Source organism: Nitrosopumilus sp. (assembly GCF_025698945.1).
Lineage (GTDB): Archaea > Thermoproteota > Nitrososphaeria > Nitrososphaerales > Nitrosopumilaceae > Nitrosopumilus.
In genome coordinates, this window is sequence record NZ_JAILWM010000001.1 from 245,036 (window position 1) to 263,722 (window position 18,687).

The window sequence follows — 18,687 nt, forward strand, 5'->3', positions numbered from 1 at the left end:
AGCATTTTTCAATGACTAGAATCAATTTTCATACATTATGAAATATCTTGTAATGTTTCTTGTGGTATGTTCTTTTTTTACGGCAAGTACTGCTTATGGGATATGGCTTCCACAATCACCTGAAGAACTGTTGGAAAAAAGTCAAGTAATCTTTGTTGGAACCATTATGTCTGTAGACAAGTTGGAACTCGAACAACCGGTACATGATGAGAATTTTCCATTGATTCTTGATGAATATACTGTATCTGTAGAAGAATCTATCAAAGACACACAAATTCCTGAAACCATTACTGTAAGACAACCAACAGTAAGCACTCCTGGTAGGCTTTTGCCGTATGAAGGATTTGAAGTGGGAGACAGGGTTTTGTTTTACATTGAATCATTTGATGGCATCAATACATATTCAAAAGAATCATTTCTGATTCCAGAACAGTGTAACACACGCTCTGTACTTGCAAAACCCCGCATGATTGGATCTGATTATACCGTGGTGCAAGACGGAATTGAAAAACAAGATAACTTTACTGCAAACTCTCCAATACAATTTACAGCTAAAAGAGACATGGGTACATTGTTTGGTGCAAGCTTGGAGTATGATGTGTTTATCAGCAAACAAGTAGGAAAAACATACAACAACATTGTGTTGAATCAAACCATTACTGCAGACTCACAACCATGTGAATGGTTGTCTGTAGCTGAATGGGAGTTTACACCTGATGCTGGAAACTATCTTCTAAATGGCAGAGTCTTCAAAGTAATGTCGAATTTCTCTATTAGCAATCAGTTCTTTTCTGTACTGGCGGAATCTCCATTAAAGCAGTTCAAGTCAGGTGTTTCTTTTGATGAAACACAATGCAAAGACAACTTGGTTTTAATCCAAAAATATGATGGTTCTCCTGCATGTGTAACTCTGCAAACAAAAGAAAAATTGATTGAGAGAGGATGGATTAACATCAATATTTCAGAAAACAAAAACGATTCTGAAAATGATACCTTGACAACTCAAATAGTTATTGATCCCTCAAACCATTTTTATTTTTCAGGTGATGAGATAGTTATTCGTGGCAATGTCTGGGATTCTGAAAAAACAGATCTGCAAAAAATTCCTGTTCTGGTCCAAATTTATTTTGGTGATGAATTAGTTGACGCTGTACATGCACAATTATCTGATGATGGCATCTTTTCACACAGTGTAATGGCCTTAGGGCCACTATGGCAGCAAAGTGGCATTTACACAATCACTGCATCATATGATTCTGAAACTGTTGCTCAGAATAAATTTGGTTTCTCAGCATACTATCAGAATACCTCTGAGCGATATTTTGTAAATTCTGATACTGATGATTATGAAGAACTGTGCGGATACCCTGTAACCCATGAGATGAGGAGAGACATTGTTGAATCACTAAAACATGCAGATGATAGAATTCCTCTTGTGGAATTGAACCAAGGGGTTTTCACACATGTGGAACGTTCTTTGTACTTGACAGACATGCCTCGTTTACAATATTGGTATGACATAAAAGATGAAAGACAGATGTACTTTGAGATTGAAGCATGTGCATTTGATGACTCTTTTATTATACACTATGTATATCCTGGTCCAAACCATGAGGAATCACAAGACATTGTTATTGACGGAGTTTATCACAAGATACTTTCAGCACCTGGCTCTCCCTTAATTTACAAAGATTCTCTTCTTCCTGTACTAGACGTTGATAATTGCAAAAGAGTTGCAGATAATTATACAAAAAAAGAAAGACAGGACTTGTATACACGTGAAAATGCACACCCTGAAGCATCTTGGAACAACCAGATATTTCTTTTAATGGATTACTGTACTACTATTGGAAATTTTGAGATGACAACTGTTGATGGACAAATTAATTGGATTTTTACAGAAAAATGAAAACTAGCCTTTTGATAATTGCAGTTTTGATTTTGCTTGGACTCTTTGTGGCTTCATTTTTTATTGTATCTAGTGAAGGGATTTTTTTGCCACTTCGAATATTCATAGATGGCATGCTGTCTGATTATGATGACTCTGTACGAAAGGCAAATTATGATGCATCAGATGTATTGGATTGCAATGACGAAAAAAATCCCTACAATGAATACGAATGTTTCAGAGATGCATTCTCTAATTGCTATAATGCTATAGTCAATCCTGAAATCTATACAATAGAAGGAGATCCTATCTACACCACTTTGAAAATCACACCTGAATGTACAATTCAAGGAACAGCAGATACAAGCACTGACAGATTTGCCGTTCCTGAAATTATTACAACTGAATGTTTGTCTGTAGGAAGAGGGGGTTACACGTGGTCTGTTGGAGCCTGTGATGCCAAAAATCTGCCTGAGATGCAGTTTAATTTTGAGATGCAATTGTATCCACTACATATTCTAGAGTCAGAGTCTGCAAAAGAAATTGCAATTGAAAACATCAAAGAATCTATTTTGACTGATACATCTTACGAACAATGGAGGCAAACTATCCAAAAAGAAGTAGATGAAAAAAACTTGGGATATTTTTCTCAAATGATGATTACTGATTTGAAAGACGAGTTGGAACAAGACGAAATCCCATCGTTTAGTCTGATTACATTTGGGTATCGCGATTGGTGTATAATGCCAAGCATCTTGGTTTATCATCAAGACCATGAAGAGCCTATCTATGAACATCAAATAGTACACACATGTCCTGCTCCTGATGGCAATCCAAACCCATACATCAGCATACGAGATGAAAGTGATTTTGGAACGTTTCCTTTATGCCAATTTGAAGGACAATACACCATTTGGGGAAAATCTTTTGAATTTGGACCTAAAGCAATAGGATCGTTTTACTGTAACAGTTCAGAGAAATTCAGGGCGCCTGAAACTTTTGAAATAATAATTCCTCAAGGCTCATCTAATTTGGATGTTAAAAATAACTTTGTTCCTTCTGAATTAGAGATCAGGTATGGAGATTCTCTCAAAATAACCAACAAAGACAATTCAATACATGATGTAATTTTGTTTATCAATAAACATGACGACACTGCCGTTTTTGGAATTCGTGTCAATCCTGGTGAAAGTTTTGTGGAAACTGTCTATCGTTTTGGAACTTTTGAATTAATAAGCTGGGATGAAAACGAGAAAGAATATCCTTGGATGCATGGAGTTGTAAGTGTCACGGAGAAATAGAAAATGAAAATTCAACTTTTAATAATTATTGGAATGATTGGACTGGGCATTATCGCGATAAATACGACATATGCTCAGTGTGTCCCTGATCCTGAAAACACACGTGCTCCATGCTATGACAATCCTACCACATTAATCATTAAACCACATGAAGCTAAAATTGAAAATATCGACGGACAATTGTTTTATGCCATAGGCCCTTTTTCATTACAAAAAGAGTCTGAGGATAGAATTCGTTTGAATGACGTGACTTTTACCTATCCTTCATATCCAAATCCTCCAGTGCCTGGAGGACCTGTATCTATCACAGTAACATTTGATGATGGAACAAGATATCATATTTCTAAAGTCGGCACACCTTTACCATTTGTTGAATTTAGAGAACATCAAGACCAACAGGCAGGAGTTAGGCGTAATACAGATGGCACTTTTAATTTTCTGCTAAGTGCTGACAAACAATCCCTATCTCCACTAAAACAAATCAAATCAGGGGTTCCATTAGTTGATGTTCAATGCTCAGATGGAAAACATGCTGTTTACAAATACAATAGAATGAGAGTTGCATGCGTAACAGAAGAGACACAAAGTGAATTGTGGAATAGGGGATGGGCAACAATGAGATTTTACACAGAAGAAAATACTTCGGCACATGCATTATGCAACAACTTTGAAGGAAAATGGCATCCCGAAAATAGAGGATGTCGAAATATTTCTGATCATCAGTGTTCTTTGATGGGGGGAGAATTTGTTCATGATGTAAGTATTTATTCCGCTGGCATATATTCTCCCAAAATTGTTTCTATGTGTGTAACCATGGATGCTTACGATGATGAAGATTTTAGTTTTTATCGTCTTTTGATGTCAGGTGAATCTTTAGCTGTGAATGCATCAAATTCTGATTTTATAGAAATACCATACAAAATTGAAAATGGCAAATTAAAACAAATGAAACATGAAGATGTCTCTTCATTGATACTGGATATTGATTCAGAGTATGGTGGAAATCTGACTATGGTCATTCCATTTGGAATAATTGATAGAATTCCAGAGGATGCACATCTAAGCATAATGGTTTTAGTAAATGGTGAGGAGATAGATTATCAAATATCAGAGTATAGATCTGGCGCACGTTCTATCTATATTGAATTTACTCAAGCAAATCCACAAATTGAGATCATAGGTGCTTGGTGGTAATAATTCAAAAACTAAAACCAAATGTTCAAACCTATTGGGATTTGAACTCAAGCAAACATAAAATGAATCCATCACACATTAAATGATACATGACACTTGATTTGAAAATATTATCTACGGGAATAGGTTTGAATTTTGGGAAGTTCTTTTCTTATGATGAATTCACATATGCATTAAAAAATGAAGGATTTGACCAGAAATTTTACACTATTGGTAGAATGATTGGAACAGACCCTCAAGGAAGACGACTCAAACAAAATTTAGAAAAAAACAATCTAGAGCAATCATCTGATAAATATAATATGATTGGAAAATATTGCTTAGCTCATACCTATGGAGACATGCTGTTTGTAGGTCAAAATTTTACTCAAGACGGTGGTCTAGAAATGAAGATAATTCCAAATCTTACAAATGAAATGCTGTTTGTTATCAACACATTTTGGAATACTGTAAAGATTTCCAAAGAAAGTATTACAGAAGGAACGTTACTGGCTGCCATAACCGTTTCAGATAATGAAAAACACTTGTTGTCAAATAGTGAAAATTCTGAATATGACTTCGAAGACATGAAAATAGAAAAATACAATGATGAAGTAATTCTAAATCCTGCATTTCATAGAGGATTACATCCAAAAAACATACATGAATACATACAATCCCATCCAGAGGTTACCAAAAAAACAGAAGGTTGGGGGGAAATCAAAGTAAAATACTCTGATCAGCAATACACTATATCATTTGAATATGGAACTAACAACATTGATAAAATGATAGATATGATAAAACATCCAAATAGTTACTGTGTTGGCATAATTCAAAAATTCAAGAGCAAGTACTAAATTTATTGGTATTTGAACCATAAGATCATTCAATCTCAATTCAATAAATAATATTTAAAAAAGTGGTTTTGTCAAAACATAATATGGAATGGTATGATGTTTTTGTTGCAATATTATTTGTGATTGGAGTTACTGCATATCCTGGCTGGAATCTTGTACTACGCTTAGAATTGAATTTTGAAAATCGGATTAAAATTAAATCAAAACCATCTAAACAAAGTAAAATTAAATCAAAACCATCTAACCAAGTTAGCGAATTAGAAAAGATATTTGGAGTTTAATCCTGCATGTCTTTAGAATTCATATGTTAAAATAATGACAGGAATCAAACACTCAACAATTTCCTAAATACAGTTCAAATCTGTATGGGTTGGTACATGTGATAGAATATTTTATGAATAACCTGATATGCAAAATAGAATATGAAAACTAAACTATTGATAGTTATTGGCATTGCAGTACTAAGTGTAATTGTCTTGGGTGCTAATTTCATGTCTGATAATACACAACAACGCGAACAAAAACTAGATCAAAGTCATCTTGCAACAGATAGCAAAGGACATTGTGGAGAAAAGTATATTGAAGTTGGAAATGGTGACTGTGTCCTAAATCCTGAATTCATTAAACCAAACACGATCATAATTTATGATGTATATGAAAAGAATGGTTCAAGATTATCTCTTGCCCCTCATGATATGGTGATTGATTTGAGAGATGGCAACACTATAACATTTGTCAATGACGGACTCAACACTGTTAATATTTTTGATAACTCTCAAGGACTATGGAGTTTTGAGAACGTAGAACCTTCATCTGAGAGGGAATTGGTCATAAATGGTACTGGATTTTATAAAATCCTGGTCCAAAATTCCAGAGAGGGAGAGAGCGGTAGAATAGTTGCATTGTCTGATAAGACAAACTATCTTCCAGTTGAGACAAAGGCTAAAATGGCACAAACAATTGTTGGCAGTGATTTTAGAAAAAATGTTGGTTTGCTTGGTGTTGGAAGCGGTGGTGCAGAGCCTGGAATTACAATTGGCATTCATGAAAAATTCCAAGATGAACCTAATGCAGAACAATTCTATTATGAAAAATACAAGAACATGATTCCATTTGACGTTCCCATTTGGATTAAATTTCATGCTCCAATAGTAGCGCAAACTGGATGATTAGAAAATGAGAACTAGATACAAAATTTTGTTAATAATTCTGGTTATCTTGTCCTCTTGGTATGTTTTAACATCTCCTATATATCCACAAGAAAGACCTTGTGATGTGGGCTTTGAGGATACAATAGTGGGATATTGTGTACCGCGTATTTTCATGATCAATTATCCTTCAGACATAATAGAATGGTTATGAATGAAAACTAGACTTTTTGTTTTTTGTATTGTTACAGTGTTGATCTCTATTGCGACTTTGTTTTTTGTGACAAATGATCTTGGTGGCTATTCTTACATTCCAATTGATTGTAAAATTAAAGACATGTTTGGATATTTCTCAGATTCTCCTGAATCTTTGGTAGGTTGTTTTAGGGTAAGCCACCCTGCACAATTCCAATAGTTTACAAATATTGGTTTCTGATTGGAGGCTGAAATAACTAATATTGGAAAGTGCCATTTTAATTCCAAATAAATTATTTATTCAAATCTTGACAGACCCATGCATTGACTTGTGATGTGTTTTCTAATTATTCCCTTTGTTTAATTGAACCGTAGTTTTCCAAGGACCTGAAATTATTAGAAATGAAGGAAACTTGTCTATCTTTGCATATTCAAATTTAGTTCCCCTCATAGGTTTACGTGACATCGCAAAGTTTGGATCCTCTCTTGGAAATCGTTCTTGAATGAGAATCTCATTCAGTGTTATGGTCAGATGTTTAGAATCAGAAGGTAACTGTTTACTGCTAAACTCATACTTGTATTCAAATCCCTCCTGAGAACTAGAGCCTCCACCACCATGACTTGACAGTTCGAATAAAGTCCCAACATCATCTTCCAGCGTGACCACTACTGATGTAGAACCATTGTGAATGGACTGATGCTGCTTGAAATTGCTTTTAATGTATATGAAAAATCGAATCCCCGTATCAAAGATTTCAAGTGACGGTATAGTGACATCAACATTATTCAAAGTTTCTTGATATACAATAGGAATCACGCTTTGTAGTTTTTCAAGTTTAGGGCTGGCAAAGTAAGAACTGAGTACATCTGGATTTATCTCTACAAACGCTATTGCGGTATCTTTGGTGATTTGAGAATAATCTTCTGGTTCAACACAGGTAATCATGTACCCAAAGTTCTTTTCTGGTTTAGAATCCATAAACCGTAATCTGTCGTTTTTACATACAATAAGATTCTCAAGATTGTTTTTTTCAAAACATTCATTGTTAGACCCAGAATTAAGCGACATTAAACAAACTTTGGTTGCATGACGAGTACCTTCACATACCTTTTCTACACGGACTGGAATTAAACCTGAACTAAAACGATTGATGTTTTGTGCAACAAACATTCCTACCCTTATTGGCGGCAATATTGTTGGATTATCAGACAGATATGTTACATCCGAATCATTTGGTAGTTTAAAATCATCCTCCATTGCATAGCACACTGCACCTGAGCTTTTCGTTCCAGTTATTTTGACTGTATCGCCCTCACATATTCCCATCTTTTCCATTTCACTTTTTTCAATGCGCACTATGGTTGTATCAAAATCATCCACAGTAGGAGGCAACATTCTAAAAAGATTCATGTGATGTGATACTCTATTGACTTTCATAAATTCTTATTATTTACTATTGAAAAAGTAATTAAATTCAAACCTTGACAGATTTGAACTGAAGTCATTGTACGGTACCACAATTTATTGTGTATTTCATTTTTGGGTGCTGTAAAATCTATGGGGCATAATCTTTCTGTAAACTCTCGGGACATGGTTATTTTTTCATATTTTTTGACAGAACTTCATTTATAATTTCTGAGAATGAAACACTCTTTGCTTCTTTTGCGATTCTGTCTGCCTGAATCTTTCTTAATTTCTTAACAATCTCATCGTCAAGCATTACTGTTATTCTTTGTGCCATTAGAAACCCCTACTTATTTTTCTCGTATGGCTTGAGTCATTTTTAACTGCTTCTTCAATTCGCTTCTCAATATCCAAAATATGCTCATCCCTACATTTGTCGTGACAGAACTTTTCATCCCCATTAAACGATTTTCCACAACGATGACACTTTCCCAAATATTTTCCCTCAATTATAACTCAGTAAACATCATTTAAAAAAACATGAGTGTTATTGTTACACAAAACTGTCAACATCAAGAAAATTCCAATATTGGTAAGAGGTCATATAATATAATCAATAACCATAAGGTTATCTTATACCCTAATCTAACTTATACCCTAATCTAACTTATCCATCTGTTACTTTTAGAACTAAACCTAGTGTTTGTTTTGCCATAACTTGGATACCTGTGTGTTTTTTTCTGGTACGTGTTTTTCTGATATGTCTTTGTATGATAACTGGTCTTTGATGAATACTGGATGTGAAGCGAGTCGGCAATCTCTTTTCCTGACTTTATCTTCCAGTCCATCTCTATGTGGTGAGGTTTCTCAAAGATATCCTCAATTACAAATACTGCAATTGGCAGTGCAATCTTGTACATTGTATTGTGCTGGTTTTTTGAGAATATTCCAAGTCCTGTCTTGACTTCTGACCAGCAAAACTCACTTGGCCGTTGCACTCCACTAGTTGCATCTCCTACCTTGCATGCCAAATAGTCAAATACAAAACTAGGATTCTCTACTGAGCCATTTGATGGCGTAGATATTGCCCTTACTTCAGACTTTATCGAATCAGGAATCTTTACGCGAATACGAGAAAATCCCTTCTTAAATGAGACAACATCCAATGTTGAGTTGTGCAAGTTTTCTAGTGAGCAGTACGCCCACCCTCTCTGATCACAGAGTTCTTTGTAGTATACCTCCCCAAGTGCCCCTTTGAGAGCATTGGTAATTCTAGGTCGCATAAAATGGTGTAATTTTTTATCTATCTAAGAGATAGTTTGTTCTTTTTGAACAGCACAATTTAGGATTTTAATTCATATAGTTTTAATTTTCAAATCTTTCAAAATCCAACAATTTCGATACGAGTATTGTTGTTTACATCTATTCGTAGTACATTGTTTTCTATTTCATATGGAATCTCTATACCATCGATAAGAATTACCAAGGAATCTAATTTTATCTCAAATCTTTTTTCCAAATTAGGCAATGGATCACACATTATGACATAGCCATGCAAAGTCGGCACAGGTTTTAGTATTAATGAATGAGCTACATCATCAACTCTAAATTCGCCAATTGGAACTGTATAAAAAATTGAAAATTCTTCCTCGATAGAATAATGCGGTTTGCCGTCATTGGGTCCTGAAACTGCCCTTCTTCTATCTACAAAATTGACATCCTGTGGAATGTCGCATTGCTTTGATAGCCTGTTCTCTGGTATAGTTGCAGGTGAAATAGAAAAATATGCCACTATGACAATGACTGAGATAATTATAGGGATAAGATATGTTCTCATTTTCTACATGCCTCTTGAAACAGGAACAGCCCAATGTCTGCCAATTAGCTTCTTTGCAGTATCTCCAGTAACACAAACAGGCTTTCGTGTTTCAGGTTTAAGCAGTAATGTAAATTCTTCAGTACATTGAATATTGTGTTTGTCTATTCCTGATTTTGTCTGCTCGTAGGGAGTTGAAAGCTTTTTCACCTTGCTAATTGGTTGAGATATCCCATCAGACTTTACATAGATATTTTCAAACAATCCTTTGGTTTCAGATGTTTGATCATCATAACCTATGGTATAACCCCACACAGGATAGCAAACCCCTTGTTGGTCATATGTCAAAACAAGCACTCTCAAAAGAAATATTCCATAATGAAACTCTGAATACGTACGGGGATTTCCTGGCTCATCAGGGGTCTTAAAGTGCTCAAATGTTGCAGATGGGTAACTTTGAAGGAATTGTTGTACCACTGGATCTTTGTACAACATAGCTTTTACTGCAATTTCATCATTTACATCACACCATGTTGGAGAATTATGATCAGATACTATGTTCAAGTAAACATTTCCCACCTGCTTGTACAACATAGTCTTGTAGACATCTAATGTAAATAATGAATTGCGTTTGTCATTTATTCCAACAGTAATAACTGAGTTTTTCGGATTAATAGACAGAGATGAAATTGGGATGCCAAACTCATCATCATTCATTATTTTGTTTAAGATATTAAATGTCTTGTCTGCTTCTCGGAACTGGTCGGACATGACATGAACAGTACCAATCAGATCCTGAGTTCTGTGTTCTGCCAGAAATAATTGAAATTCCCCAGGTTGGTAAAACAAAAATGAAGAGATTCTTTCAGGAATGATTATACTGTGAAATCTATCAGTAGAACTCCATCCAATACCATCCTTGTGTTCCACATAATTTCCAGTTGAAACACTACGTTTGTCAGGAGTCGTATTGTGCCATTCCACAACAGTTCCAACATCAATGGTTACCACTGAAGGGTCTGTACAGGCTACAATACAGTCACCAGAAGAATCAGAGTATATCAGGACTGTCTTTTTTGGATAGGTTTTGTTTTCCTCTAGTGCTGGAAATGTAACTATATCTAAAAATGGTTGCTTGTCATAAAAAATTCCTAAAACATAGTTCCCTTCGGTGGGTGGGACGAATTGATATGAAACAGTTGTAGTTTCGCCATATTTGAGAAGGATGTGTTGTTTTTGATGATCCAATATTTTGTCATTTACGGTACGTGTAGTGAATGCTATTTCAAAACTTTCAATATCTTCTTCATTGTTTGTAATAACAGTTTCAAAGATTATTGGTTGTCCGACAATTCCAGCAGATACAACAGTATCGTTTGCATTTCTTGCAATTAATGGCTCAAATTCCAATGCATTTGCTGGAGAAATTACAGTCAATCCAAGTAATGAAACAAATCCAATGAGAATCAAATGTCTAGTTTTCATTTTAGTTCCTAACCATTAAAATTAAAAACAGTATTCCGACAAAACTAAAAAAGATTCCAATTCCAGATAAGACCGTAAAAATTATTTTCAGTTTGTGATCTTTTGTTTTCATCCAAGTCAGTATTGGAACAATACCTATAATCACAAACGTTACAATAAACGCAGGAACTGCATAAACATCCATATTTGTTCGACATAGTTCTGTGGGATGATCACTTGGAGTATCAGTATGACACATAAGATAATTTAGAGTACCCCAAACAAATACGAGAATGCAAGTAGCTAAAACAACAAGCAAAAACAAGAATCTACCATTCATTTCTTTTTCTCCAAAGAAAAAATACGGTTATTCCTACAATGGGAAAAGCAATTCCAAGTGGCAAGAAGATATTGCGTACAAGTTTTCCAAATTCACATTCTTCTACACTGTGCAGCCCTGGACCTCTACAATCATGTGATTGTGAAAAATTGATCTCTCGTGCATCAATAAAAACATGAGTGGAACCCATAGTTTCAAGAACTTTAACATCATCATTTCTGCCATCCAAAAACCATGAACCATCGCATGTGGTAGTTTGCAAATTGTTTCCATCTATTTTGCCATAAATCAGGTATTCTTTATCTTGGATAAAATTTACCCCACAAGCTGTGCTAACTTTTGCAGTAGATACTATAACAAAACCGTTTTTAATTAAAGGAAAAACATCGCCACCTTTCCAAACTCTATGAACATCAAAACCTGTTGCAATAGAGTCATCTGAAAAACTCCATGGGCTGTCTTTTGCTGTTCCTGAAAAGACAACATCTGCTCGATTAATTCTTTGTTCAACAGTCAATTCATCACAAAGGCAAGCAGACACATCAGATATCGAAAATATGATTGACATTGCTGAGAACACAAATGTAAATATCAAAAGTCTAGTTTTCATTTTCTCTACGTAACACTATGCATTTTAAGAATTAACTTGTTCTTTTTCAAGCATTTGTTCTACTTCATTTCTGTGGACAGCACAATACAGTCCAGATTCCTTACATTTGGGACATTTTAGATACTTGTAATAGTTAATCATGGAGTAAAATACAAAATCATCAATAAAAGGAATTTCTATTGATTCATACCAGCAAAAGTATGAGTTTCTCATTCTAGGAAATTAGATTTGTACCAAATTATAAATAATTCAAAACAACCAAATGCGTATCTTCATGCCACAGACAAAGCCCATTGTAAGTATTGAAAATGTTGTGGCCTCAGCTACAATTGATCAGGACTTAGATCTTGATGTTATTCAGAAAAAATTTCCTAAAGTAGAGTACAATCCTGAACAATTCCCTGGCGCCGTTTTTCGACTTACAAAGCCCAAGACTGCAACATTACTATTTAGGACTGGGAAGATGGTTTGTACTGGCTCAAAATCAGAAGACATGGCAAGAAAAGCAGTCAAAACAGTAGTAGAGCAGCTCAGAGAAGGAAAAATCAAAATAAAAAAAGAAGCAATAGTCACCATTCAAAATATTGTAGCATCAATTAATCTTGGAGGAAAGATTCACCTTGAAAAAGCAGCAAGAACAGTGCCGCGAAGCATGTATGAGCCTGAGCAGTTTCCAGGATTAATCCACAGGATGCTTGATCCAAAAGTAGTGATCCTGATTTTTGCATCAGGTAAACTAGTTTGCACTGGCGGAAAGACTGCACAAGAAGTATACCGTGCAGTAAACTCTTTGCATGTTTTGCTTGAGGAGAAAGGACTGATGCTGTATGACAGTTAATTTGGTTCAAATGCAAGAAAAGTCAATTAAATCATGAGCGTTCCTATTATCAAAAATCTAGTTTTCGTTTTATGATCTCCCCAAATACAGGAGTATCAAAATCACCAGGAGTTCTCATCCAATGTGTTTTTCCAAACATACCATGAAACTCACAAAATTTTTCTTCTCGTGTGTTAAACTTGCCAGAAAATATACAATTATCAATACATTCAGATTCAGTTGTTACTCCTTGTGAAGAGGAACCACGAAAATCACCATCATCATTATAGTTTCCAGATTTTGTAGTACATCCACCTTGTTCTAGTTGTGGAATGACATACCCACTTGGCAGCAAAATTACAAGAATTACGATCACAGAGATTACAAGCAAGACAAGTTTTTTGTATTTTTCTTGTTTTGGAACAAGTGATGGTTTAACATAGACTAGGGCAAAATACAAAAACAATACCATAATTCCAATTCTCATACTGTTAAAGAAAAAATATGACGACAAAGGATCAGGCAATGAAGAAGGAACTAACATATGATAAAAAATTCCCAAGGGTATAATTCCAAAATAAGATGTAATGATTCCTAAAATTACAAGAATTATTCTTTTTCTTAAATTCTCTAATAGTCTAGTTGCCATGTTGATTCATCACAATCCAAAAATTTCCTGAAATGTATCCTTTGGTTTTTTGAATATTTTTTTGGATTGTCTGCTTTTAATGAAAATCAGAGTTGAAAATCCGACAATAATAGGTGAAAACCCCAAGAATAAGAACAACATTGCAACATATTCTGTTACAAGAGACATAATCAAACAAACAATACGATGGTCATAAAGTGTTCTAATCTTTTGTAGACAATTAACCAATCAGCCCTTAAGAGGATTTGAGTTATCCCAATACCATTTTTGAGTATAATTGTCTGGTTTTTCAGGATGAGCTTTATTATAATGTCGAACTAATCGGATCTCTTCAGTAAATGTCATTTGACATTTATTGCATTTGAATGGTTTATCTTTCATTTTTTCTTACACAGTTTCAATGGGAAATTCTAAATAATTTTTGTAGTGTAATTGCATACAATCCGTACACAAATTTTGTACTCTTTAGCATGTATCGCATTACAAATACATGATTCATCACCATATTTTCTTTAATTTTCTTGTATTCTAGGGATTTCATCAGATGTTCTGAATCAATTTTTGATTTACCAAAAATAGCCAAAATCTGGTCCACCTCTTGTTTTGTAGTGGATAGTGGTTTATCCAGTGCAAATAATACATCATCGCATGCCCAGAAATTTGCCTTTACAGCATGAGAGAACGCAGACTTTGGACTAAAAGGAAATATCACAAAACTCATCATTAAAAGCAACATTGCATTAAATGATGCCTTTACCTTCTCAAGTGCAGGAACAGTTTTTGGAATTTCCTTTCTGATGTCTTTTCCATACAAAATAACTCCAGTATTTTTAATTCGCTGCAAGAACAAACCAAGGGACGCAATAGTTCGTGTTCCAAGTTCTACTTTGAGATTTTTTCTTATCTTAAATCCTTTCAAATCAAGTTGATCTTCTGCTACCACATAAAATGGCTGTCCAAACATCATTTTATTTTCAGTTTTGAATATCAAGTTCAATGCAAAATTGTCGGTCTTTTTGTATGATGTACATGTCTCAGATAATTTTAGATCATACTTTGCATCAAGTTCAAGTAAAAGTTTGTTTAGATACTCTGTTATTGAGCTACAAAGTGTTTTATTTTTGATAATAACAATACAATCAATATCAGATTTCCCACGTATCCATTCTCCAGTTGTTGCAGAACCAAACAATACAAACGAAACTAATTCATCAGGAAATTGCGTAGTCAATTCTGCAACTAGTTCTTCCATGAATTGTTTTAGTTTTTGATTGCGAATGGACAAAAGAAATCAAAAACTCATTACTTGTTCATACTCATAAATCATTGCAGAAGTATATCATCAGCATCCAAATTCCTGAGCCCAAGATTCATCAGAGAATTCACTTGTAGAACAGTATTGTATCAGTATCTCTGCATGTTCAGAATAGAGTAGTTCTGCGTTAAGTATTTTGTTTTGACACGTTACTTTGCCAAGCAATCTATTATAGACATCATATGGTTGCTTGTCGTCTTGATCCACTGTTACAGTACTTGCAACAGGACACATCTCTGCAGTAAACTTGCTGGCATCATGGAACCCTATCTGGTGTCTTTCAGGAGTGTTTACAAGAGACAGTCTTACCTCATATCCACCGCTAAGATATATTGTATCTCCATCTACAATTCGCAGAATTGTTTCTGTTAGACATAATTGAGTGCCTCTACACAGAGGTTCATCATCAGGGGGTAACTGGATTGTCTTTTCGTCTGATACTGTAAAATAAATCTGAATTGGAGGAGATAAAGCAGTTGGATTATCTACACTTTCCCAAACAAACATTGTTGCCACATATTGACCTGCTTTTTGTGGAATCCAGGATGCAGATGGACTAAAAGAAGATTCAGGATTTAAGATACCATCAATCCATGCCAAAGATACAGCAGCATCAGTATCATCCTGAATCATTACAAGATATGCAAATTTCTGTTCTCGGTCCTGACCATTTGCAATATCAGATGTTATCTGCATTTGTTCTCCAACTACAGGAGAATCAATTGAATTTCCAAATACATCTAAAATTCTGGGAGATGATGCAGGAGCCCTTTCAAGAGGAGGGCCAGTAGAACCCAGTAAGGTGGTTGCAGCCATAAAAATTCCTTTAGAGTCAAAAGATGATACAGGATCATATAATGCAGTCATGGTGTCTCCTTGTCTTCCATACAGAATGTTTGGTGCAGAGCGTTTATCGCTAAATGCAAATGTGCGCTCAAAAACCCCAGAATCTTTGTTTGTTTCATAAAGATCAATAGTAATTCCTTCTATGGAACTATCAGAAATGATTTTGACTTTAACAGTATCAATGCTATTTGGGAATTTATTTTGTTGAAAATCAGTTACAATAACTTTGGCAGAGCTTGTACCATTTTTTGTTTTGTAATTTGCTTGACTCCATTCTATCTTTTTGTTATCTAGTTTTGCAAGTGGGAATGGTGGCAATTCCACCAAGATTTCCAAATTATCATCGACCCCATATGGTTTTGGAAGGGTGTAATCATCGTATTGCACATAAATTGTATCATTAGGCAGTGCAAACAAACGATTCCCATTAGAATCACGTTGGGTGGAAATTGAAAAACCAGCTACAAAGGTTCCGGGATCATCAGTAATCTCTCTTGCATCAATTACCAGTCCGGCTTTATCAGAATCAGAAAATACTTGTATAGGAACCTTGTCTCGGGATTCAGGATTAAGATTCATATCAACATCATGTACTTTGATGTAGATATACTCCCTAGAGTCAATAAACAACCTATCAAAATCAACAGTGCCAATATTCCAATTGATTTTTGCAGTTTTCTTAACCTCATCACCATCTGCAAATTTTATGGAAAGTGTAAAATCATCATCTCTTCCACTCTCAAGAAACCCATTGTTAGGACCACTGCCAACAGTCTTAGGATCAGTGTCGGATTCCCCATCTCCGGTGACATCATGAGAAAAACCAGTAAGAGTTATCTCTCCAGTGAATAATCCGTTTCCAGCCTTTGCCAGTTTGTAGTTTTTGAGTTCGTGATTTGAAGTGTGTATTTTTACTAGGGTATTTTCAGAATCCACACCATGTTCTGTGACTCTGATGTTAATTTTATCAGTCCAAGTGTATGCATCTTTATCAAAATAGATAGAAGCATGCACGTCATATACAAAAAGACTTGAAGTGGCAAAAATTCCAAGTACAGTGATTATCAAAAAATTAACTTTCATTTTCTTCCTCTACATAACCATCAAAAGAAACAGGACCACACCCATGCATAAGAAAATCACACTGAGTCATAGTCTGAGTGCCATTCTCAAAAACCCCAAAGCAAAGAGAATGAAAAGTACAAGCATTAATCATATGTATTCGCTCAAAATCATAATCATCAGATGAAGGTAAATTTGATTCATTATAGTTTTCAGGCAGTACAACTACAGTACCAGATATCCAAGGACCAGGAGTTCCATGATAACTAAAGATTCCAGTATTGTTAAAGGTCACAGATGCTGATTTGTCAGGTTCCATAACTCCAGTCCACCACATGTTATTTTCATAATCACTAGATAATCCATGTGCCACATCATCTCGGTTAACCCATGTCACAGTATTGTTTTTCCCCAATACAACAGTAATTACCTCAGGATCTAGACTTTTATTTCCTTCAATAACTGCACCTCGTAGAATCATTACAGTTGGATCAGATTTACCATATTGAGCAGTCCAACTAAACTCTTGTTCCCACATACACTTGTCTGTGTTGTAGATGTGGGTGTAATTTCTTATCTCTTTAACATCTGTCCACATGTTTTGACCAGGAATACAGTATTCGTCAGAGTTTGGGAATTTGGTTAACTTTTGCCATTTGCAAAGATTATTGTTAATGTAATGTGTGTCATTGAAATATTCAAAACCAATTGCGTTTTTCATTTCAGAAGCATCATTACAATAATCTAAAACCATTTGAAGTTGTTCGGGACCTGGTTTGTATGGTTTATTATTTTGTAAAACATCTCCAGAATCAAAATACACACACTTGACGACTCTGTCAAAACCCTCATCATTTATCTCACAAAATTTCTCATCATCCAAAGTAAAAGAGTGACTTGAAAAATACCACATAGGGATTATTGAAACCAGTAAGATAGATGAAATTATGATTGTTTTGTTGGTTTTCATTTTCTATTCCACCAAGATCACATTGCATGAAGGATTCAAATCCATTATCTCATCTGAAATATCCGAACCAAGATGTTTTGTCCATCCTTTTTTTGTTATGCTTCCCACAACCATAAGTTCAACATCATGGCTTGATGCAAATTTCACAAAAGCCTTGGCAGGTGACAGACGCATGTCAAGTACGTGAACATCCAGTTTGACTTTGGCAGAACTTGCTTCTTTCTGTAGTTTTGGCAGTATCTCGTCAAATTGGTGCATGTCATATTCACGAGATACCAAGTCAACCATTAGTAATTCATCCATTCCAATACCGGCAGGATAACTTATCACCTTGACTAGCGAAAGCAGGGAATTGTTTTGTTTTGCAATGTTTAGTGCATTTTGAAATGCTCGATAAAACACATCATCTGGCCTATATGGAATCATGACATGTTTCATTTTCTATGCCTATCCCTTTGATACATCATCAGTATTGCAAATATTGGAAGTATCATGTGCCAGAAGATAAAACCACTATTATCTTTTAGATCATCATATACTGTAGGTTGATAAATTTCTCCAGTCCCAGACCAAGCGCCAATGCCATCACCTGAATCCCAGTTATGATTTGAAATATGGATACTAGTATCCGGAAGCCAGAACATAAAACAATTTGGCCCATCATTGTACAAAGTCATACAAGGGTTAGTTATTCCACCATGAAACAAAATGTAGAGAATAGTACTTGTTGCAATGATTAGTGATGTTTTGTATCTAGTTTTCATTTTTTAGTTTCCTTTTTTGTTATTTTAATAATAATCGAAATGCATATCCCTACCAATAATGACA

24 protein-coding genes are annotated in these 18,687 nt (G+C 34.9%); 8 read left to right on the forward strand and 16 right to left on the reverse strand.

Going from position 1 to position 18,687, the window contains the following annotated elements; all coding sequences use genetic code 11:
- Positions 1–37 precede the first annotated feature (37 nt).
- The 6 genes from K5790_RS01580 to K5790_RS01605 all read left to right on the forward strand — a co-directional run bounded on the left by K5790_RS01580 (position 38) and on the right by K5790_RS01605 (position 6,391).
- The gene (locus K5790_RS01580; protein ID WP_297591968.1) at positions 38–1,909 is read left to right on the forward strand and encodes a hypothetical protein; all 1,872 of its coding nucleotides are present in this window, start codon (positions 38–40) and stop codon (positions 1,907–1,909) included.
- Positions 1,906–3,189, forward strand: coding sequence for a hypothetical protein (locus tag K5790_RS01585; RefSeq protein WP_297591969.1), 1,284 nt, complete (start codon positions 1,906–1,908; stop codon positions 3,187–3,189). Before K5790_RS01580 ends, K5790_RS01585 begins: the two co-directional genes overlap by 4 nt.
- 3 nt (positions 3,190–3,192) lie before the next feature.
- A complete protein-coding gene (locus tag K5790_RS01590) occupies positions 3,193–4,383 on the forward strand; it encodes a hypothetical protein (RefSeq protein ID WP_297591970.1) in 1,191 nt (396 codons plus the stop codon).
- A gap of 89 nt (positions 4,384–4,472) precedes the next feature.
- The gene (locus K5790_RS01595; RefSeq protein WP_297591971.1) at positions 4,473–5,222 is read left to right on the forward strand and encodes a hypothetical protein; all 750 of its coding nucleotides are present in this window, start codon (positions 4,473–4,475) and stop codon (positions 5,220–5,222) included.
- A gap of 83 nt (positions 5,223–5,305) precedes the next feature.
- On the forward strand, positions 5,306–5,503 hold the full coding sequence (locus K5790_RS01600; RefSeq protein ID WP_297591972.1) for a hypothetical protein: 198 nt from the start codon (positions 5,306–5,308) through the stop codon (positions 5,501–5,503).
- A 141-nt stretch (positions 5,504–5,644) separates the two neighbouring features.
- Positions 5,645–6,391, forward strand: a complete 747-nt coding sequence (locus tag K5790_RS01605) for a hypothetical protein (protein WP_297591973.1) — start codon at positions 5,645–5,647, stop codon at positions 6,389–6,391.
- Here the strand turns inward: K5790_RS01605 and K5790_RS01610 are convergent, their stop codons facing one another.
- Positions 6,392–6,547 carry a hypothetical protein gene (locus K5790_RS01610; protein WP_297591974.1) on the reverse strand — a complete coding sequence of 52 codons (156 nt, stop codon included), beginning with the start codon at positions 6,545–6,547 and terminating at the stop codon, positions 6,392–6,394.
- Between the two features lie 37 nt (positions 6,548–6,584).
- On the opposite strand from K5790_RS01610, the gene K5790_RS01615 reads away from it, so the two are divergent.
- Positions 6,585–6,785 carry a hypothetical protein gene (locus K5790_RS01615; RefSeq protein ID WP_297591975.1) on the forward strand — a complete coding sequence of 67 codons (201 nt, stop codon included), beginning with the start codon at positions 6,585–6,587 and terminating at the stop codon, positions 6,783–6,785.
- Positions 6,786–6,908: 123 nt separating this feature from the next.
- Here K5790_RS01615 and K5790_RS01620 read toward each other — a convergent pair whose 3' ends face one another.
- From K5790_RS01620 to K5790_RS01655, 9 genes are all read right to left on the reverse strand, one after another.
- Entirely contained in the window at positions 6,909–8,003 is a 1,095-nt protein-coding gene (locus K5790_RS01620; protein ID WP_297591976.1) for a hypothetical protein, read from the reverse strand.
- Positions 8,004–8,160: 157 nt separating this feature from the next.
- Entirely contained in the window at positions 8,161–8,307 is a 147-nt protein-coding gene (locus K5790_RS01625) for a hypothetical protein (protein ID WP_297591977.1), read from the reverse strand.
- Complete coding sequence (locus tag K5790_RS10755) at positions 8,307–8,465, reverse strand: DUF2116 family Zn-ribbon domain-containing protein (protein WP_367182824.1); 159 nt, start codon at positions 8,463–8,465, stop codon at positions 8,307–8,309. Before K5790_RS10755 ends, K5790_RS01625 begins: the two co-directional genes overlap by 1 nt.
- A 167-nt stretch (positions 8,466–8,632) precedes the next feature.
- Positions 8,633–9,253 (reverse strand): hypothetical protein, encoded by a 621-nt coding sequence (locus tag K5790_RS01630; protein WP_297591978.1) that lies wholly within the window; start codon positions 9,251–9,253, stop codon positions 8,633–8,635.
- Positions 9,254–9,351: 98 nt separating this feature from the next.
- Positions 9,352–9,807 carry a hypothetical protein gene (locus K5790_RS01635; RefSeq protein WP_297591979.1) on the reverse strand — a complete coding sequence of 152 codons (456 nt, stop codon included), beginning with the start codon at positions 9,805–9,807 and terminating at the stop codon, positions 9,352–9,354.
- Positions 9,808–9,810: 3 nt separating this feature from the next.
- The gene (locus tag K5790_RS01640) at positions 9,811–11,271 is read right to left on the reverse strand and encodes a hypothetical protein (RefSeq protein ID WP_297591980.1); all 1,461 of its coding nucleotides are present in this window, start codon (positions 11,269–11,271) and stop codon (positions 9,811–9,813) included.
- Position 11,272: 1 nt separating this feature from the next.
- Complete coding sequence (locus K5790_RS01645) at positions 11,273–11,590, reverse strand: hypothetical protein (RefSeq protein WP_297591981.1); 318 nt, start codon at positions 11,588–11,590, stop codon at positions 11,273–11,275.
- Entirely contained in the window at positions 11,580–12,200 is a 621-nt protein-coding gene (locus K5790_RS01650) for a cobalamin biosynthesis protein CbiN (RefSeq protein WP_297591982.1), read from the reverse strand. The genes K5790_RS01645 and K5790_RS01650 overlap by 11 nt, the downstream gene beginning before the upstream one ends.
- A gap of 24 nt (positions 12,201–12,224) precedes the next feature.
- Positions 12,225–12,413 (reverse strand): hypothetical protein, encoded by a 189-nt coding sequence (locus K5790_RS01655; RefSeq protein ID WP_297591983.1) that lies wholly within the window; start codon positions 12,411–12,413, stop codon positions 12,225–12,227.
- A gap of 61 nt (positions 12,414–12,474) precedes the next feature.
- Here K5790_RS01655 and K5790_RS01660 point away from each other — a divergent pair, with 61 nt between their 5' ends.
- Positions 12,475–13,038, forward strand: coding sequence for a TATA-box-binding protein (locus K5790_RS01660; RefSeq protein ID WP_297591984.1), 564 nt, complete (start codon positions 12,475–12,477; stop codon positions 13,036–13,038).
- 49 nt (positions 13,039–13,087) lie between these two features.
- On the opposite strand, the gene K5790_RS01665 is transcribed toward K5790_RS01660, so the two are convergent.
- From K5790_RS01665 to K5790_RS01690, 6 genes are all read right to left on the reverse strand, one after another.
- Positions 13,088–13,666: a hypothetical protein gene (locus tag K5790_RS01665; RefSeq protein WP_297591985.1), complete on the reverse strand. Its 579-nt coding sequence runs from the start codon at positions 13,664–13,666 to the stop codon at positions 13,088–13,090.
- A 397-nt stretch (positions 13,667–14,063) separates the two neighbouring features.
- On the reverse strand, positions 14,064–14,951 hold the full coding sequence (locus tag K5790_RS01670) for a nucleotidyltransferase domain-containing protein (protein WP_297591986.1): 888 nt from the start codon (positions 14,949–14,951) through the stop codon (positions 14,064–14,066).
- Positions 14,952–15,008: 57 nt separating this feature from the next.
- A complete protein-coding gene (locus K5790_RS01675; RefSeq protein ID WP_297591987.1) occupies positions 15,009–16,910 on the reverse strand; it encodes a thermonuclease family protein in 1,902 nt (633 codons plus the stop codon).
- The gene (locus tag K5790_RS01680; protein ID WP_297591988.1) at positions 16,900–17,859 is read right to left on the reverse strand and encodes a plastocyanin; all 960 of its coding nucleotides are present in this window, start codon (positions 17,857–17,859) and stop codon (positions 16,900–16,902) included. Before K5790_RS01680 ends, K5790_RS01675 begins: the two co-directional genes overlap by 11 nt.
- 3 nt (positions 17,860–17,862) lie before the next feature.
- Positions 17,863–18,297, reverse strand: coding sequence for a universal stress protein (locus K5790_RS01685; protein WP_297591989.1), 435 nt, complete (start codon positions 18,295–18,297; stop codon positions 17,863–17,865).
- Positions 18,294–18,623: a hypothetical protein gene (locus K5790_RS01690; RefSeq protein ID WP_297591990.1), complete on the reverse strand. Its 330-nt coding sequence runs from the start codon at positions 18,621–18,623 to the stop codon at positions 18,294–18,296. The genes K5790_RS01685 and K5790_RS01690 overlap by 4 nt, the downstream gene beginning before the upstream one ends.
- Positions 18,624–18,687 lie beyond the last annotated feature (64 nt).